The following is a 15,508-nucleotide window of genomic DNA, read 5'->3' as shown; positions in this document are numbered from 1 at the left end:
TCATGCCCTCAGCAGGTCGGCCAGTCTGCCGTAGGAGTCCAGCAGCGCATCCCGGTCGTATGTGCTGGTCGTGACCAGGACCTCCTGGGCGCCTGTCTCCTTCACCACTCTCTCCAGTTCGTGGGCCACCTCGTCCTCCGTCCCCGCGATGTGGCCCGTCAGTCCCGACTCGTAGAAGTCGCGTTCCTTCGTGGTCATCGTCCTGGACTCGGCCGTCTCCGCAGGTGGCAGGGGTGGGAAGGTGCCGTGGGTGCGGGAGTACGCCATCGACCAGGCCTCCGGGATCAGGAGGCGTCGGGCCTCCTCGGGGGTGGCGGCCACCGCGATCGTCCCCGAGATCACCACGTACGGCTCGCTCGCCCACGCCGACGGGCGGAAAGCGGTGCGGTAGGTGTCTATGCCGCGCAGCATGCGTTCGCGGGAGCGGAGGTCGCCGATCACCATCGGCAGGCCCGCCTCGGCGGCGATCGTGGCGCCCTCGCCCATCGCCAGGACGAAGGGCGGGACCTTGAGGCCCTCGGCCGGGCGGGCCCGTACTCCCGTCGGGGAGGTGCCCGCGAACCAGCCGAGGAGTTCGTCGAGCTGGGCGGCGAAGTCCTCGGCCCTGTCCTTGTCGCGGCCCAGCGCTCTGCGTACCCCGTCGGTGAAGCCGACCGAGCGGCCCAGGCCCATGTCTATCCGGCCCGGGAACAGGGACTCCAGAACCCCGAACTGCTCGGCCACTACCAGGGGTTGGTGGTTCGGGAGCATTACGCCGCCCGTGCCGACCCGGATGGTGCGGGTCGCCGCCGCCACGGCCGCCGCCAGGACCGTGGGTGCCGAACCGGCGACGCCCGGTACCCCGTGGTGCTCCGAGACCCAGAAGCGGTGGAAGCCGAGGCGTTCCGCCTCCCGGGCCAGGGCTACCGTGTCCCGGAGGGCCTCGGCGTCCGTGTGGCCCTCTCGGGTGCGGGAGCGGTCCAGGACGGAGAAGCGGGTCGTCGACAGGGTCGAGCCCGTGGCGGGGGGTGGTGCTGGGTTCGGCATGGCTGCTGCTCCGGACATCCTCGGCTGTGCCCATCTCAGCGATCTTCCGGGCGCCGCTATTCCTCGCGGGTCACCGGGCACCTGTGGAAGGGTGCTGTACATGTCGACTACACCGGACGGCCGTCCGATACCTCCCGCGCACGCCGACGAACGCGTCATGCTGAGCGCGTGGCTCGACTTCCACCGCGCCACGCTCGCCCTGAAGTGCCAGGGACTCGACGACCGGCAGTTACGCCTGGCCTCGGCGGCGCCGTCCGAGCTGACTCTGCTCGGGCTCGTCCAGCACCTCGCCGAGGTCGAACGGAACTGGTTCCAGCGGGTGTTCGCCGGTCTGGACGTGCCCCTCGTGTACGCGGAGGGCAAGGGGGACGGGTACACCCTCGTCCCGGGGCGCGGGCTTGACGAGGCGCTCGGCATCTGGCGGGCAGAGATCTTGCGAAGTCGTCAACTGGTCGCCGACGCGGCCTCGTTGGACGAGTCCGGGCGGCTTTCCGAGGCCGAGGCCGCCCACGTCGGTGGCCAGGGCGTCTCGCTGCGCTGGATCATGGTCCACATGATCGAGGAGTACGCCCGGCACAACGGCCACGCCGACCTGCTGCGCGAACTCGTCGACGGGACCACGGGGGCCTGAGGCTCGACGAGGCCCGGCAAAATGGTTCGACATCATCAATCAGCAAGGGGATTCAACGTGTCTGCGCCACGCCTGCGGGCGACTCCGCTGCCGGGTATCGGGGTCCAGTACGACCTCGTCACACGCGAGCAACGGCACATGTCGGTGGTCGCGCACCGTGACGGCGGCCGTACCGTGAGCCTTTACCACGCCGACGACCCGGACTCCTGCGCCCAGTCGCTGCGGCTGACCGCGCCCGAGGCCGCCTCGCTCATCGACGCGCTGAGCCCCTCCCACCACAGCCCCAGCCTGCTGTCCACCACCCCGCTGGGCCTGGTGGCGGAGCGCGTGGAGGTGGCGTCCGGATCGCGCTGGAACGGGCGGGTGCTCGGGGAGACCCGGATGCGGACGGAGACCGGCGCGTCCGTGGTCGCCGTACTGCGGCGGGCCGAGGCGATCCCCTCGCCGACCCCCGACTTCCGGCTGGCCGGCGGCGATGTGATCATCGTGATCGGCACCCGCGAGGGCGTCGACGCCGCCGCGGCGATACTCGGACGGGAGTGACAGCGCCATGCACTCCCAGGTTCTGCTGATCGAGTTCGGTGCCATCATCCTCGCGCTCGGGCTGCTCGGCCGGATGGCCGCCCGGCTCAGTTTCTCCCCGATCCCGCTCTATCTGCTCGCCGGTCTCGCCTTCGGCGAGGGCGGGCTGCTGCCCCTCGGCGCGAGCGAGGAGTTCATCGCCACCGGCGCCGAAATCGGCGTCATACTCCTGCTGTTGATGCTCGGGCTCGAGTACACGGCCAGCGATCTCGTCTCCAACCTCAAGTCCCACTACCCGGCCGGGCTGGTCGACTTCACCTTCAACGCGCTGCCCGGCGCCGCCGCCGCGCTGCTGCTCGGCTGGGGCCCGGTCGCCGCCGTCGTCCTCGCCGGGGTCACCTGGATCTCGTCCTCCGGGGTCATCGCGAAGGTGCTGGGCGACCTGGGCCGGGTCGGCAACCGGGAGACCCCGGTCATCCTCAGCATCCTGGTCCTTGAGGACCTGGCGATGGCGGTCTATCTGCCCATCGTCACCGCGCTGGTCGCCGGAGTCTCGCTCGCCGCGGGCAGCGTGACCCTGGCCATCGCGCTCGGGGCCGCCGGACTCGTACTGTTCGTGGCCGTCCGCTTCGGCCGGGTCATCTCCCGCTTCGTCTCCAGCGACGATCCCGAGAAGCTCCTGCTGGTCGTCCTCGGGCTGACCATCCTCGTCGCGGGCATCGCCCAGGAGCTTCAAGTCAGCGCCGCCGTAGGGGCGTTCCTCGTCGGGATCGCGCTCTCGGGGGAGGTCGCGGAGGGCGCGCACACGCTGCTCAGCCCGCTCAGGGACCTGTTCGCGGCCATCTTCTTCGTCTTCTTCGGGCTGCACACCGACCCGGCCAGCATCCCGCCCGTCCTGCTGCCCGCCCTCGCCCTGGCCGTCGTCACGGCGGGCACGAAGATCGCCACCGGCTACTGGGCGTCCCGGCGCGCGGGAATCTCGGTCAAGGGCCGCTGGCGCGCGGGCGGCGCGCTGGTCGCCCGCGGTGAGTTCTCCATCGTCATCGCGGGCCTCGCGGTCACCGCAGGCGTCGAGTCCGACCTCGGTCCACTGGCCACGGCGTACGTCCTGATCCTGGTCGTCGCCGGTCCGCTCACCGCCCGCTGGACCGAGCCCCTGGCGGCCCGCTTCGGCGCGTGGCGGGCCGGTCGCGCCGGTGCCGTGACCCCGGCCACGGCGCCGCCGGACGAGGCGGTGCAGCCCACCACCGTCGGCGACTGACACCAACCCCCGCGAAGCCACCCACCGCTCACGGTGGGTGGCTTCGTCATGTCCGGCTTCGTCGCCGTTTGCCGCAACTGCCGTATCCCCTGGGGTAATTGACGGTCTCTTTGCTTCCCGTTGACATTCTTCGCGGCTTGAAGTTAGGTATGCCTTACCTAATATTCGGTTCGAGAAGGGTGCTCCTTCGATCATGAGATCTCTGCTGTCCGCACGTTCCGCCGCCCGTACCGGTCTTGCCTTCGTCGCCTCCGCCGCGCTGACCCTGGGTCTCGCCACCTCGGCGTCCGCCGCGACCTCGACCCGCACGATCGTCGACGGCACGACCACCTACAACCTGTCGCTCACGGCGCCCGACACCGCCGCCGCGACGGGCCAGGTCATCACCGTCACGGGCAGCGGCTACAACACCGGCCAGGGCATCTACGTCAGCCTGTGCGTGGTGGACGGCGCCCAGGGCGCCACCAAGCCGACCCCCTGCCTCGGCGGCCAGGACGAGAGCGGTACGACCGGCGCCTCGCACTGGATCAACAACACCTTCGGCGGCCTGTTCGCCAACAGCTCCAAGTTCGGCACCGGCGGCACCTTCAGCGTGCAGATCTACGTCAAGGCCACCCTCGACGACGGTCAGGTCTGCGGCGAGGACGTCACCTGTGCCGTCGTCACCCGCGCCGACCACTTCGACACCAACGACCGCAAGTACGACGTCCACGCCCCGATCACCTTCCAGTAGTCGCCACCCGTAGTCGTCCGCAGTCGTCGCGCGGGGCCCGGCCGGTCGACACCCGGCCGGGTTCCGTGTGTGGCTCATCCACCGAGGACCCCATGACTCCCTCACGCCGCAGACTCTGGGCGGCGGCCTCGCTGTCCGCCGCCTCCGCCCTCTCGCTCGCCACCCTCGGCGCCGGTTCCGGTGCCCAGGCCGCCGACACGCCGAAAACCGCCCTCGGCAAAGAGGGCCAGCGGCTCACCGTCTCCGCCTCCGCCGGTCTCGCCCCCGACGGCGAGACCCTCCAGGTCACCGGCGCGGGCTACGACCAGGCCAAGGGCATCTACGTCGCCCTGTGCAAGGACAACGGCGACAACCGCGTCCCCAGCCCCTGCCTGGGCGGCGCCGACACCTCCGGCGACGGCGCGTCCTCCCGCTGGATCGTGCCGAAGGGCGACACCTACGAGGGCGACCTCGCCGTGGCGTACGGCGACGGCGGCACCTTCGACGTCACCCTCGACATCAAGGCCGCGGGCGACGGCCTCGACTGCGCCACCGTGTCCTGCGCGGTCGTCACCCGCGTCGACCACCGGGGCAGCGGCGACCGCTCCCAGGACGTACGCGTCCCCGTCACCTTCACCGGCCAGGAGCCCGGAGGCGGCGGCGAGGGCGTCGACGTACCCGCGGGCACCGTCAGCTACCGGCAGGCCGCCGAGTTCACCACCACCGGCAAGCCCCTCGACGTGCTCCTGCACCCCGACTCCGGGAAGCTGTACGTCGGTTCGGACAACCTCGCCGACACCGCCGACGTCGACGAGCGCGGCCTGTACGTCCTCGACCCGGTCACCGGCGCCGTCCGCAGCCACATCACCCAGGCCCCCGGCACCAACGGCGTCCTGCGCGTCGCGGCAGCCGCCCAGATCGCCGCAGCGCTCCCCGGGGACGGCGTCCTCTACCGCTACCCCCTGCGCGGCATCGGCACCGCGAAGGACGGCGACGCGAGCGCCAAGGGCGTCTGGCTGACCGGCGCGACCATCACCGACCTCGCCCCCGGCACCGCCGCCGACAGCGTCCTGGTCGCCCGGGGCGCCACCCTGTCCGAGCTGGAGACGGCCACCGGCGCCGTCCGACGCACCCTCACCCTGGACGGCGGCGGCCGAATCTCCGTCGACTCCACCCGGGCCGTTCTCTGGTCCGTGGGCTCCTCCGGCGGCGAGCTGCGCCGCGTCGACACCGGCACCTTCACCGTCACGGCGACCGCCACGCTCCCGGACGCCGCCATCGGGTTCGTCGAGACCGACCCCGCGACCGGCAACGTCTGGGTGGGCGTGGGCAGTTCGGTTCTTGTCTTTGACCAGGCCGCGAAACTCCTCGCCACCGTCGAGGGCACCGACGAGGCCGCCGCAGCCGCCTTCGACACGTCCACCGGCCGGGTCTTCGTCGTCCGGCAGGACAACGGCGACACCGGCAGCGGCGGCGACAACATCGGCTCGCTCGCCCTGTACGACACCACGACGTACAAGGCCGCTGCGGAGGCGGCGGCGCTGCCGGGCAACCACTCCCAGCTCGGGTCGGCCGCGATCACCGTCGCCGCCGGCGGCTCGACGGTCTATGTGACCAGCCCCGCCGAGGGCAAGGTCGTCAAACTGGACCGGTTCGTCTCACCCAAGGTCGTCCAGGCACCGACCGACCAGACGGTCGTCGTCGGAGACACGGTCACCCTCATCGCCCAGGCGGAGGGCACCCCGGAGCCGACCGTGCGCTGGCAGGTCAGCACGGACGGGGCGCAGACCTGGCAGGACGTACCGGACGCGACCGCGAACACGTACGCCTTCACCGCCCAGGCCGGTCACGACGGGCACCGCTACCGCGCCGAGTTCACCAACTCGGCCGGCACCACCCGCACCACGCCCGTCACCCTCACCGTGACCGCCGAGTCGACCACCGGCGGCGACACGGGCGGGGACACCGAGGGTGACACGGGCGGTGACACCACCGGCGGGACCGACGGGGGTTCCACCACCGGCGACGGCACCAACGGCGGTACGACCGGCGGCGGTTCGACCGGAGGGAGCGCGACCGGGGGCTCCACCACGGGCGGCACCGACAGCACCGGCGGCTCGGGCTCAACCACCGGCGGGACCACGGCCACCGGCTCCACCGGCGGCAGCCTCGCCTCCACCGGTGTCGGCGTCATCGGGATGGCCTCGGCCGCCGCCGCGCTCACCGCGGCCGGTGTGCTCGCCCACCGCCGAGGGCGGGGGAAGGGCACCGACGGGCTCAGCCCTCACACCGGAACAGATCGAACCTGAACGACTCCATGTCCCGCCGCCTGACCCTCCCCAGCACCGCGAGCAGCAGCCGGTAGGGGAGGGGCAGACGGTCGTCGCAGCGCCAGTGCTTCCGGGCTGTCACGTCGCCGAGCACGTCGTGCTTGTCCTGGTTGTCGAGGCCTTGGGCGGCAGCCCTTGTGGGCCCGCGTTTCACGACTCCTGCGGCGGCACCGCCCGTACCAGCCCCGACTGGTAGGCGATGACGACGAGTTGGGCCCGGTCGCGGGCGCCCAGCTTCGTCATCGCGCGGTGCACATGGGTGCGGACGGTCAGCGGGCTGACGTACAGCCTTTCCGCGATGTCGTCGTTGGAGCCGCCCTCGGCCGCCAGGCACATCACCTCCCGTTCGCGGGTGGTGAGTGCCGCGAGGGCCTCCGGGGTCGCCAGGCGGTTGCCCGGTGCGGGGGAGTCGAGGAAGCGGGCGATGAGGGTGCGGGTGGCGCCGGGGGAGAGGAGGGAGTCGCCGGCGGCGACCGTGCGGATGCCCGAGAGGAGTGCCTCGGCGGTGACGTCCTTGCCGAGGAAGCCGCTGGCGCCGGCCCGCAGTGCCTGGGCCACGTACTCGTCCGTCTCGAACGTCGTCAGGATCAGTACGCGGGTCGCGGACAGCTCGGGGTCGGCGCAGATCGCGGCGGTTGCGGCCAGACCGTCGGTGCCGGGCATCCGGATGTCCATCAGGACCAGGTCGGGCAGGTGGGTGCGGGTCAGCTCGACCGCCTCGCGGCCGTCCGTCGCCTCGCCGATCACCGTCATGTCGGCCTCGGACTCGATCAGGATCCGGAACGTCGCCCGCAGCAGGGCCTGGTCGTCGGCGAGCAGGACACGAATCGTCATGGGGTGCGCTCTTCCACTTCGGAGGGCTGAGGATAGAGGGGCAGCGCGGTGGAGACCTCGTAACCGCCCTCGGGACGGTGGCCCGCCGCCAGGTTGCCGCCGACCGACTGGGCGCGCTCCCGCATCCCGATGAGGCCGAATCCGCGCGCGGGCCTGACCCCGGCGGAACCCGCCGGGACCGCGTCGGCGGCGTTGTTGGTGACCGTGATGGTCAGCCGGTCCGCCGAGTACACGAGCCGTACACAGGCCGTCGCGCCGACGGCGTGCTTGGTGATGTTGGTGAGCGCCTCCTGCACGATCCGGTACGCCGTCAGGTCCACCCCCGGCGACAGCGGGCGCTCCTCGCCCACGGTGGTGAGGGTGACCGTGAGCCCGGCGGCCTGGACCGTGGCGATCAGCTCGGGCAGCCGGGCGAGCCCGGGGGCCGGTTCCAGGGGCGCGTCGGGGTCGTCGGCGTGGCGCAGCAGACCGACGGTGGCCTTCAGCTCGCGCAGCGCCGACGAGGTCGTACCGGTGAGGTCGTTGAGCATCCGGCGGGTCTGCTCGGGGTTGCTGCGCGCGAGATGCGCGGCGGTGGTCGCCTGGGCGTTGGCCAGGGCCAGATGGTGGGCGACGACGTCGTGCAGTTCCCGGGCGATACGCATCCGCTCCTCGGTCACCCGGTGCCTGGCCTCCTCCTCGCGGTTCTGCTCGGCGTGCTCGGCGCGGGCGTGCACGGCGTCCAGATAGGCGTGCCGCATCCGGCGCGCGCTGCCGGTGGCGACCGGGACCAGTACGTAGGCGATGGGGGCGATCGTCTTGAGGACGAGCGGGTGGTCCGCCGGGTCCAGGAACGTGGCCGCGGCGACCAGCAGGACGATCATGCCGACGCAGTAGCGGCGGGTCGTGCGGCGGTCGGTGAGGACCGCCAGCCAGTAGCTCGCCACCATGGCGGGGGCCAGCGTCAGCGCGGTCAGGAGATAGCCCAGCGCGCTCGCGGTCATGGCGCAGGACGTGGTCACCATGACGGCCGTACGCGGATGGCTGCGGCTGAGCAGTACGCCCGCGCACGCGTTGACGCCGATGATCACCGCAGGCCACAGCTCCTCGCGCCCGGTGGTGCCGGGCAGGGTGATCTGGGCGCCGACCAGGAAGAGGACGAACAGCGCCACGACGGTCACCGTGTCGACGACACGGGGATGGTCCGCGATGCGGCGCTCGATGTCGATGCTCATCGGTTCTCTCCGGGTTTCTGTCCGGCTCTGTCTCCGGTCGAAGGGTGTGGAGACCCATGGTCCACGAAGGTGCGTGACGACGTCCGGCGAGGGCCGCCCGTGTGTCCAGCACGGGCGGCCCTCAGGGCGAACGACCGATCGGTCAGACCCGGACCGCCTCCCGGTCCGCCGTACCGTCCGCCCCGTCTTCGGGTGTGGCCGCCCGGTGCGCGAGGGCCTCGCCCTCCACGTCGACCTTGGGCAGCACCTTGTCCAGCCAGCCCGGCATCCACCAGGCGGCCCTGCCGAGCAGCGCCAGTACGGCGGGGACGAACGCCATCCGGACGACGAAGGCGTCGAACAGGACGGCCACCGCCAGTCCGAAGCCGATCATCTTGATGATGGACTCGCCGGCCCCGATGAACCCGGAGAAGACGGCCATCATGATCAACGCCGCCGCGACCACGACCCGGGCGCTGTACCGGAACCCGGTGACGACCGCCTGCGCGGGCCCGTCCCCGTGGACGTACGCCTCGCGCATCCGGGCGACGAGGAACACCTCGTAGTCCATGGCCAGTCCGAAGACGATGCCCACCAGGAAGATCGGCATCATGCTCATGATCGGACCGGTCGTCTCCACCCCCAGCAACTCCGCGCCCCAGCCCCACTGGAACACCGCGATCACGGAACCGAGCGCCGCCAGCACCGAGAGCAGGAAGCCGAGGGCTGCCTTGATCGGGACCAGGATCGACCGGAACACCAGCAGGAGCAGCACGATCGCCAGACCCACGACCACGATCAGATACGGGACCAGCGCGTCCTGCATCTTCTGGGCCACGTCGATGTTCGCCGCCGTGGTGCCGGTGACGCTGAACTCCGCGTCCGTGCCGGCCACCGTCGCCGGTCGCTCGGAGCGGATCTTCTTCACGAGGTCCTGCGTCTTCGTGCTGGTCGGCGCGTCGGCCGGGACGGCGGAGAAGATCGCCGTGTCACCGGCCGTGTTGAAGCGGGCCTGGGAGACGGAGACGACGCCCTTGGTGGCGGCGATCTTCTCGGAGATCGTCGCGACCGCGCCCTTGGCGTCGGCGGCCCCCTTGGCGTCCACGACGATGGTCAGCGGGCCGTTGAAGCCGGGTCCGAAGGCGGTCGCCAGGTCGTCGTAGGCACGCCGCTCGGTGGTGGAGGTCGGCTTGGCCTCGTCGCCGGAGGTGCCCAGCTGGAGGTCCATCACCGGTATCGCGAGGGCGCCGAGACCGGCCACCGAGGCGATCAGCACCGGGATCGGACGGCGCAGTACGAAGCGGGCCCAGCGGGTGCCGCCGTTGTGCTCGGCCGCCGCCTTGATCTGCCCGGACCTGCGGGCGGAGCGCGCGAGCAGGGCGTTCGGCCAGAAGCCCACCAGGGCCGGGACCAGCGTCAGCGCGACGAGCACACCGACACCGACCGCGCCCGCCGCCGCGAGCCCCATCTTCGTCAGCATCGGTACGCCGACCACCATGAGCCCGGCCAGCGCGATGACGACGGTGAGCCCGGCGAAGACGACCGCCGAACCGGCCGTACCGGTCGCGAGCGCCGCCGCCTCCTGCGGGCTGTGCCCCTTGCCGCGCTCCTCCCGGTACCGCGACACGATGAACACCGCGTAGTCGATACCGCAGGCCAGGCCCAGCATGCTGGCGAGCGTCCCGGTCGTCGAGGACAGCCCGAGGGCGCTGCTCAGCGCCAGGATCGACGCCATGCTGACGCCCACCCCGATGATCGCGGTGAGCAGTGGGAGCCCGGCGGCGGCCATCGAGCCGAAGGTGATGATCAGGACGAGGGCCGCGATGGCGATACCGATCGCCTCCGCCGCCCCGCCCGCCGAGGGCGTCGTCGCCAGTGCCGTACCGCCGACCTCGACGGTCAGACCGGAGCCCTGCGCCTCCTTGATGGCGGCCTTGAGGTGGTCCTTGGTGGAGTCGGTGAGGTCGTCCGGCTTGGCCTTGTAGGAGACGGTGGCGTACGCGGTCGAGGCGTCCTCGCTGACGGCCTTGGCCTGGAAGGGGTCGGCGGCGGACGAGACCTGCGAACCGTCGCCCACCTCGCCGACGAACTTCTCGATCGCCGCCCGGTTCTCGGTGGCGGTGACCTTCTCGCCGCCCGGCGCCACGAACACCACCCGGGCGCTCGCGCCGAGCGCGTTGGAGCCGGGGAAGCGCTGGTCCATCAGGTCGAAGGCCTTCTGGGACTCGATCCCCGGCATGCTGTTGTCCGCGTCGGGAGCGGCGGGCGCCGTGGCCGCACCGGCACCGACGGCGGCGAGCACCGCCACCCACATCAGGGCGACGTACCAGCGCCGCCGGAAGGCCAGTCGGCCCAGCTTGTACAGGAAGGTAGCCACGAGGGGGAGGTCTCCACATCATCGGATCTCGGGTACCTGCCAAGACTCCCGGCACCGACCCCCTCCCGTCGTCGTGCACCTGTCGACAATCCCGACTACTGAGAACGCAGTACGGACACCCCACCGGTCGTCCCTACGACCGACGAGCGGCACCCCTCGGGTAGGGGTACCGCCCGTCGGACCACGAGACCTGTGAGGCCCAGGAGACGTACGGGGCTCAGGAGACGTACGACGCGCCCTGCGCCGTACTCACCACGGTGTTCGCGTTCGCCTGCGTGAGCAGCCCCGCCGACACCCAGGAGGCCGTCGTCGACTGCACCCGCGTCACCAGCGCCGCCTTGTTCGCGAAGGGCGCCCCCGCCCAGATCTCGTCGAGCAGCGTGGTGCCGTCGGTCTTCGCCGGGTTGGCGACCCCGGAGGAGACGGTCCCGAACACGACCGTCGGCTCGGCCCGCCGTATGTAGGCGTGCGTCGCGTCCTCGGTGCCCTCGCTGAACGGCGCGAACTCGGTGCCGTTCAGCGTGTAGTGCAGCGGCTTGCCGCTGACCGGAGTGAGGGAGGGCAGCAGATCGCCGGAGAGGGCCGCGTTGCGGTACAGCCCGAAGGACAGGTAGCTGGTGCTCGTGCTGCGGGCGACCAGGTTCACCGGACCGTAGAACAGGGTCTGCAGCGACGGGTCGTCGAGCGCCTTCTCGACGCGCAGCCGGAACGGCACGGTGATCCGTACGACGTCCCCGCTCTGCCAGGTCCGCTGGATCGCGAAGTAGCTCCCGGCGACCGGAGTCCCGCTCACCGCCTGCCCGTTGACGGTCACCTGGAAGCCGGCCGTCGCCCACACCGGCACCCGCAGCCGCAGTGCGAAGGCCGCGCTGCCGCCGCCGAAGGTGAGCGTGGTGCCCTGCTCCTGCGGATACGCGGTGGTCTGGGTGACCGTGACGCCCTTCTCGGCCCAGGTCAGGGTCGAGGGGCTGTACAGGTTGACGTACAGGGAGGCCCCGTCGGCCGACTTGAAGTACACCGAGTCCTGGTACTTCGTGGCGCTCTCCATGCCGGTGCCCTCGCAGCAGGTGGTGCCCTGCTTGGGCGTGTAGTCGCGCACATGACCGGGGTTGAGCCCGATGAAGTACGTGACGAGCGGCTTCTCGGCGTCGGCCTTGTCCTGCTTGGAGCCGAGCACCTGGTTGTAGAGCGCCCGCTCGTAGTAGTCCATGTACTTCGGGTCCTGCTCGTGGAAGAACAGCATCCGGCTCAGCTTGAGCAGGTTGTAGGCGCAGCAGGTCTCGGCGTTGGTGTCGGTGATCGACCCGGCGATCACCCCGCGCGCCTTCCAGAACTCGGCGGTGCTGGTGCCGCCGATCCCGTACATGCGCTGCGGGATGACCATGCCCCAGAAGTTCTTCGCGGCGGTGAGGTAGCGGGTCTCGGCCGTCGCGTCGTACAGGCGTACGTAGCCGGTGAAGATCGGGATGTGCTGGTTGGCGTGCAGTCCGTCGAGGATGTCGTTGTTCGCCGCGCACGCGTCGATGAGTGAGTCGAGGTCGAACAGCTTGGCCAGGGCGAGGTGTTCGGCCTTGCCGGTGATCGTGTACAGGTCGACGATGGTCTCGACGATGCCGCCGAACTCACCGCTGGAGAAGATGCCCCACATCCGCTGGAGGGTGGCGTCGGGCAGCACGGACAGCCGCGAGTGCATCCAGTCGCACATGCCCGAAGCGAGGTCGAGCGCCCGCGCGTCGTCCGTCGCGAGGTACGCGTCCAGCAGTCCCTTCAGGATCTTGTGCGCCGTGTAGTAGGGCGCCCACACCTTCGTGTAGTCGCCGCTCGTCATCGACTCCAGGGCGATGAACTGGGTCTCCGGGTAGGCCGCGAGGAAGCCCTGGTGGCTCGGGCCGCCCCACGTGCGGCGCAGGGTCGCGGTCAGTCCGCGCCCGGAGGCGTCGCCGAAGGTACCGCCGGTGGTCGCGGAGAAGTAGTACGAGGCGAGGTTGCCGAGCCCGGCCGAGGAGTTCTTGGCCTCGTTGCTCTGCAGCGAGGTGATGTCGGCGGCGGTCAGGGCGCGCGAGTAGACGTTGAACTCGTCGAAGGCGCCCGCGTAGACGGGGTCGCCGGAGTAGTTCGACCGGCCGAGCCAGTTGTTGGTGAGAGTGCCCAGGACCGACGGGTTGACGGTCATCGCGGTGTTCGTGGCGACGGCCGTGCCGTTGACGTAGAGCGTGCCCGTGGTGCCCGAGATGGTCACCGCGAGGTGGCTCCACTGGTTCAGCGGCAGCGCGGCGGTGCCGGTGAGGCCCTGTTCGGCGCCGGCCCCGTTCGTGGTGATGGCGAAGCGCGGTACGCCGCTCGCGTTGCGGGAGGCCAGGTACATGTACCGGGTGGTGTTGTTGCCGAAGTCGAACACCCGCTGCCAGTTGGCGTCGTGGGTGGGCTTGACCCAGACCGACAGGGTGATCGCCGCCGAGCCGTTCAGGACGGCCGCCGGGAGGTCCACGTACTGGTAGGAGCCCCGCACGTTCTCGTGCGCCCCGCCCCATTTCCCGGTGACGGTGAGCATGCGCGGGTCGGTGCGCAGAGCGGCGCGTACGTCGGTCAGCGCGCCGACCATCGTCGAGATCTTGCTTGCGTAGGCCTGGTCGCCGGTGCTCGCGTAGGCCTGCGACAGCATGCTCAGGAAGTGCCCGGTGTAGTGGCCGCGCAGATTGCCGTTGGCCTCGCCGTCCAGGCCCTCCCAGCCGCCGGGGGCGACCGCGCCGCCGGTGGAGAGGCCCGCGTTGGCGCGGAAGACCTGGAGGAGGCGGTTCACGTCGTAGCCGCGCCCGTGGTCCAGCATCAGCTGGCGCTTGCTCGCGAAGACGCCCGAGCCGAGCGAGACCTCCTTCAGCTCGAAGGGGCGCAGGGTCCAGGCGGACGGCGCGGGCAGGGCAGCGGCGGCGGCCCGGCCGGCGGCGGCGTAGGCGAACGCGGGCGCCGCCGCCGCGAGGATCGCGCTCTGCAGCAGGAACCGCCGGGAGAGATGGGGGGTCACATGTGCCTCGTCTCTGAGGTGACTGATGTGTCTGGTCCGGGGGCCGCGCGGCGCTCTACTCGGCGTAGTAGGTCGCGTCCTGCTGGTCCAGGGAGGTGCTGAGCAGCTGGAGCTGGATCAGGTTGTTGTAGTGCCGGATGTAGCGGCCCGGGAAGTTGTACGACTCGAAGGACACCCCGGCCGGGTCCGCGAGCCCCGCCCGCTGGCTGAAGGACGCGTCGGCCAGGAAGGTCGCCGTGCCGTCGTTCTTCTCGACCCACAGCTCGTAGTTCTTGTGCCGCAGGTAGTAGCCGGGGAAGTTCGCCGACTCCAGCGAGACCGTGCCGGAGCCGGTCAGCCCGGTGACGATCCGGAACTGCGAGTCGGCGAGGTTGGTGACGTTCGCCTCCAGCTTCGCCCGGTACTCCCAGTGCCGGATGTACCGGTCGGGGTAGTTGAACGAGGAGAAGCGGACCGGGGTGAGCCCGTCGGAGACCGGAATGCCGAAGTTCGGGGTGCCGTCCGCGTTCCAGTACAGCTTCTGGTAACGGGTGCGCCGGTTGGGGTCGTTGAGCGGATCGCCGCTGATGTCCCTGTAGTTGCGGTCGTGGTAGACGAGCACGTCGGACTTGCCGTCCTCCGAGACCGTGAAGGTGTTGTGGCCGGGACCGTACTGCCCGGTCGAGGCGTTGCTCGTGAACACCGGCGTCGAAGTCTTCGTCCAGGAAGCCGGGTTGAGCAGATCGGCGGAGGCGGACGCGGTGAGCAGACCCAGGCAGTAGTTGGCGTCGGTGGCGCTCGCCGAGAAGGCCATGAAGACCTTCCCGTTCCGCTGGATGACCGACGGCCCCTCGTTCACCGTGTGCCCGATGATCTCCCAGGACAGCGTGGGCCGGGAGATCATCGCCGGAGTGCCGCTGATCGTCCAGGGGTTGGACATCGTCGCCAGGTAGAGGTTGGTGCCGTCGCCGACCGCCGGGTCGTTCTGCGCCCAGCTCAGATAGCGCGTCCCGTTCACCACGAAGGTCGTCGCGTCGAGCGAGAAGGTGTCCAGGGGCAGCGCGATGCGGCCCTTCTCGGTCCAGGTCCCGGTGATCGGGTTGGCGGCCGAGGTCTCCAGGACGTACGGCCGGATCTTCCAGATGTCGTTGGCGGCGCCGGCCGCGAAGTAGATGTACCACTTGCCGTCGATGAAGTGGATCTCCGGGGCCCAGATGTGGGCGCCCATCTCACCGCTGGCGTGCTTGGTCCAGATGGTCGTCTCGGCGGCGGTCGCCAGACCCTGGAGCGTGGTCGCCCGGCGCATCACGATCCTGTCGTACGCGGGCACCGTGGCCGTGAAGTAGTAGTAGCCGTCGGTGTGCTTGTAGACGTGCGGGTCGGCGCGCTGCGCGGCGATCGGGTTGGTGAAGGTGACGGCCGGGGAGGCCGGGACGGCGGCGAACACCGGAGTACCGGCGGCCACGGGCACGGTCACGGCGACGACCAGGGCCGTGCAGGCTTTGAGGAGCGTGCGTCGGCTGGTCGAGCTGCTGCGGGTGCGGTCCACGGCGAGTCTCCTTCAGCGGCCTGTACCTCGGCCGACATTGTTCGATATATGGAACGGTGTACGGAGGTTCGA

12 protein-coding genes are annotated in these 15,508 nt (G+C 70.7%); 5 read left to right on the top strand and 7 right to left on the bottom strand.

All coding sequences use genetic code 11. The annotated features are described in order from the left end of the window. Positions 1–1,026 carry an LLM class flavin-dependent oxidoreductase gene (locus tag CW359_RS11215; RefSeq protein WP_105969711.1) on the bottom strand — a complete coding sequence of 342 codons (1,026 nt, stop codon included), beginning with the start codon at positions 1,024–1,026 and terminating at the stop codon, positions 1–3. Positions 1,027–1,126: 100 nt separating this feature from the next. Between CW359_RS11215 and CW359_RS11210 the strand changes: the two genes are divergently transcribed. The 5 genes from CW359_RS11210 to CW359_RS11190 all read left to right on the top strand — a co-directional run bounded on the left by CW359_RS11210 (position 1,127) and on the right by CW359_RS11190 (position 6,461). Further along, the gene (locus tag CW359_RS11210; RefSeq protein ID WP_105969922.1) at positions 1,127–1,657 is read left to right on the top strand and encodes a DinB family protein; all 531 of its coding nucleotides are present in this window, start codon (positions 1,127–1,129) and stop codon (positions 1,655–1,657) included. A 57-nt stretch (positions 1,658–1,714) separates the two neighbouring features. After that, the gene (locus CW359_RS11205; protein WP_105969710.1) at positions 1,715–2,200 is read left to right on the top strand and encodes a cation:proton antiporter regulatory subunit; all 486 of its coding nucleotides are present in this window, start codon (positions 1,715–1,717) and stop codon (positions 2,198–2,200) included. A 7-nt stretch (positions 2,201–2,207) separates the two neighbouring features. Continuing rightward, positions 2,208–3,440, top strand: a complete 1,233-nt coding sequence (locus CW359_RS11200; protein ID WP_105969709.1) for a cation:proton antiporter — start codon at positions 2,208–2,210, stop codon at positions 3,438–3,440. Between the two features lie 193 nt (positions 3,441–3,633). After that, on the top strand, positions 3,634–4,173 hold the full coding sequence (locus tag CW359_RS11195) for a hypothetical protein (protein WP_105969708.1): 540 nt from the start codon (positions 3,634–3,636) through the stop codon (positions 4,171–4,173). Positions 4,174–4,265: 92 nt separating this feature from the next. Next, positions 4,266–6,461, top strand: coding sequence for an immunoglobulin domain-containing protein (locus CW359_RS11190; RefSeq protein WP_105969707.1), 2,196 nt, complete (start codon positions 4,266–4,268; stop codon positions 6,459–6,461). Here CW359_RS11190 and CW359_RS11185 read toward each other — a convergent pair. The 6 genes from CW359_RS11185 to CW359_RS11160 form a co-directional block, all read right to left on the bottom strand. After that, positions 6,430–6,636 (bottom strand): hypothetical protein, encoded by a 207-nt coding sequence (locus tag CW359_RS11185; protein WP_105969706.1) that lies wholly within the window; start codon positions 6,634–6,636, stop codon positions 6,430–6,432. The genes CW359_RS11190 and CW359_RS11185 overlap by 32 nt on opposite strands. After that, complete coding sequence (locus tag CW359_RS11180) at positions 6,633–7,316, bottom strand: response regulator transcription factor (protein ID WP_105969705.1); 684 nt, start codon at positions 7,314–7,316, stop codon at positions 6,633–6,635. The genes CW359_RS11185 and CW359_RS11180 overlap by 4 nt, the downstream gene beginning before the upstream one ends. Then, positions 7,313–8,530 (bottom strand): sensor histidine kinase, encoded by a 1,218-nt coding sequence (locus CW359_RS11175; RefSeq protein WP_105969704.1) that lies wholly within the window; start codon positions 8,528–8,530, stop codon positions 7,313–7,315. The genes CW359_RS11180 and CW359_RS11175 overlap by 4 nt, the downstream gene beginning before the upstream one ends. 142 nt (positions 8,531–8,672) lie before the next feature. Then, positions 8,673–10,886: an MMPL family transporter gene (locus CW359_RS11170; RefSeq protein ID WP_157968520.1), complete on the bottom strand. Its 2,214-nt coding sequence runs from the start codon at positions 10,884–10,886 to the stop codon at positions 8,673–8,675. A 217-nt stretch (positions 10,887–11,103) separates the two neighbouring features. Next, positions 11,104–13,908, bottom strand: a complete 2,805-nt coding sequence (locus CW359_RS11165) for a beta-L-arabinofuranosidase domain-containing protein (RefSeq protein WP_105969703.1) — start codon at positions 13,906–13,908, stop codon at positions 11,104–11,106. Between the two features lie 55 nt (positions 13,909–13,963). Next, positions 13,964–15,376 (bottom strand): family 43 glycosylhydrolase, encoded by a 1,413-nt coding sequence (locus tag CW359_RS11160; RefSeq protein ID WP_105969920.1) that lies wholly within the window; start codon positions 15,374–15,376, stop codon positions 13,964–13,966. Between the last annotated feature and the right edge of the window lie 132 nt (positions 15,377–15,508).

The sequence above is a fragment of the Streptomyces geranii genome (assembly GCF_002954775.1).
In the GTDB taxonomy this organism is placed as follows: Bacteria; Actinomycetota; Actinomycetes; order Streptomycetales; family Streptomycetaceae; genus Streptomyces; species Streptomyces geranii.
The sequence above is the reverse complement of the archived record's forward strand: the minus strand, read 5'-3'. Positions and strand labels throughout refer to the sequence as shown.

What these genes read in the sequence shown, in the direction of transcription:
- CW359_RS11215 (WP_105969711.1), bottom strand. Translation starts at nt 1,026, where the DNA reads ATGCCGAACCCAGCACCACCCCCCGCCACGGGCTCGACCCTGTCGACG.
- CW359_RS11210 (WP_105969922.1), top strand. Translation starts at nt 1,127, where the DNA reads ATGTCGACTACACCGGACGGCCGTCCGATACCTCCCGCGCACGCCGAC.
- CW359_RS11200 (WP_105969709.1), top strand. Translation starts at nt 2,208, where the DNA reads ATGCACTCCCAGGTTCTGCTGATCGAGTTCGGTGCCATCATCCTCGCG.
- CW359_RS11195 (WP_105969708.1), top strand. Translation starts at nt 3,634, where the DNA reads ATGAGATCTCTGCTGTCCGCACGTTCCGCCGCCCGTACCGGTCTTGCC.
- CW359_RS11190 (WP_105969707.1), top strand. Translation starts at nt 4,266, where the DNA reads ATGACTCCCTCACGCCGCAGACTCTGGGCGGCGGCCTCGCTGTCCGCC.
- CW359_RS11180 (WP_105969705.1), bottom strand. Translation starts at nt 7,316, where the DNA reads ATGACGATTCGTGTCCTGCTCGCCGACGACCAGGCCCTGCTGCGGGCG.
- CW359_RS11175 (WP_105969704.1), bottom strand. Translation starts at nt 8,530, where the DNA reads ATGAGCATCGACATCGAGCGCCGCATCGCGGACCATCCCCGTGTCGTC.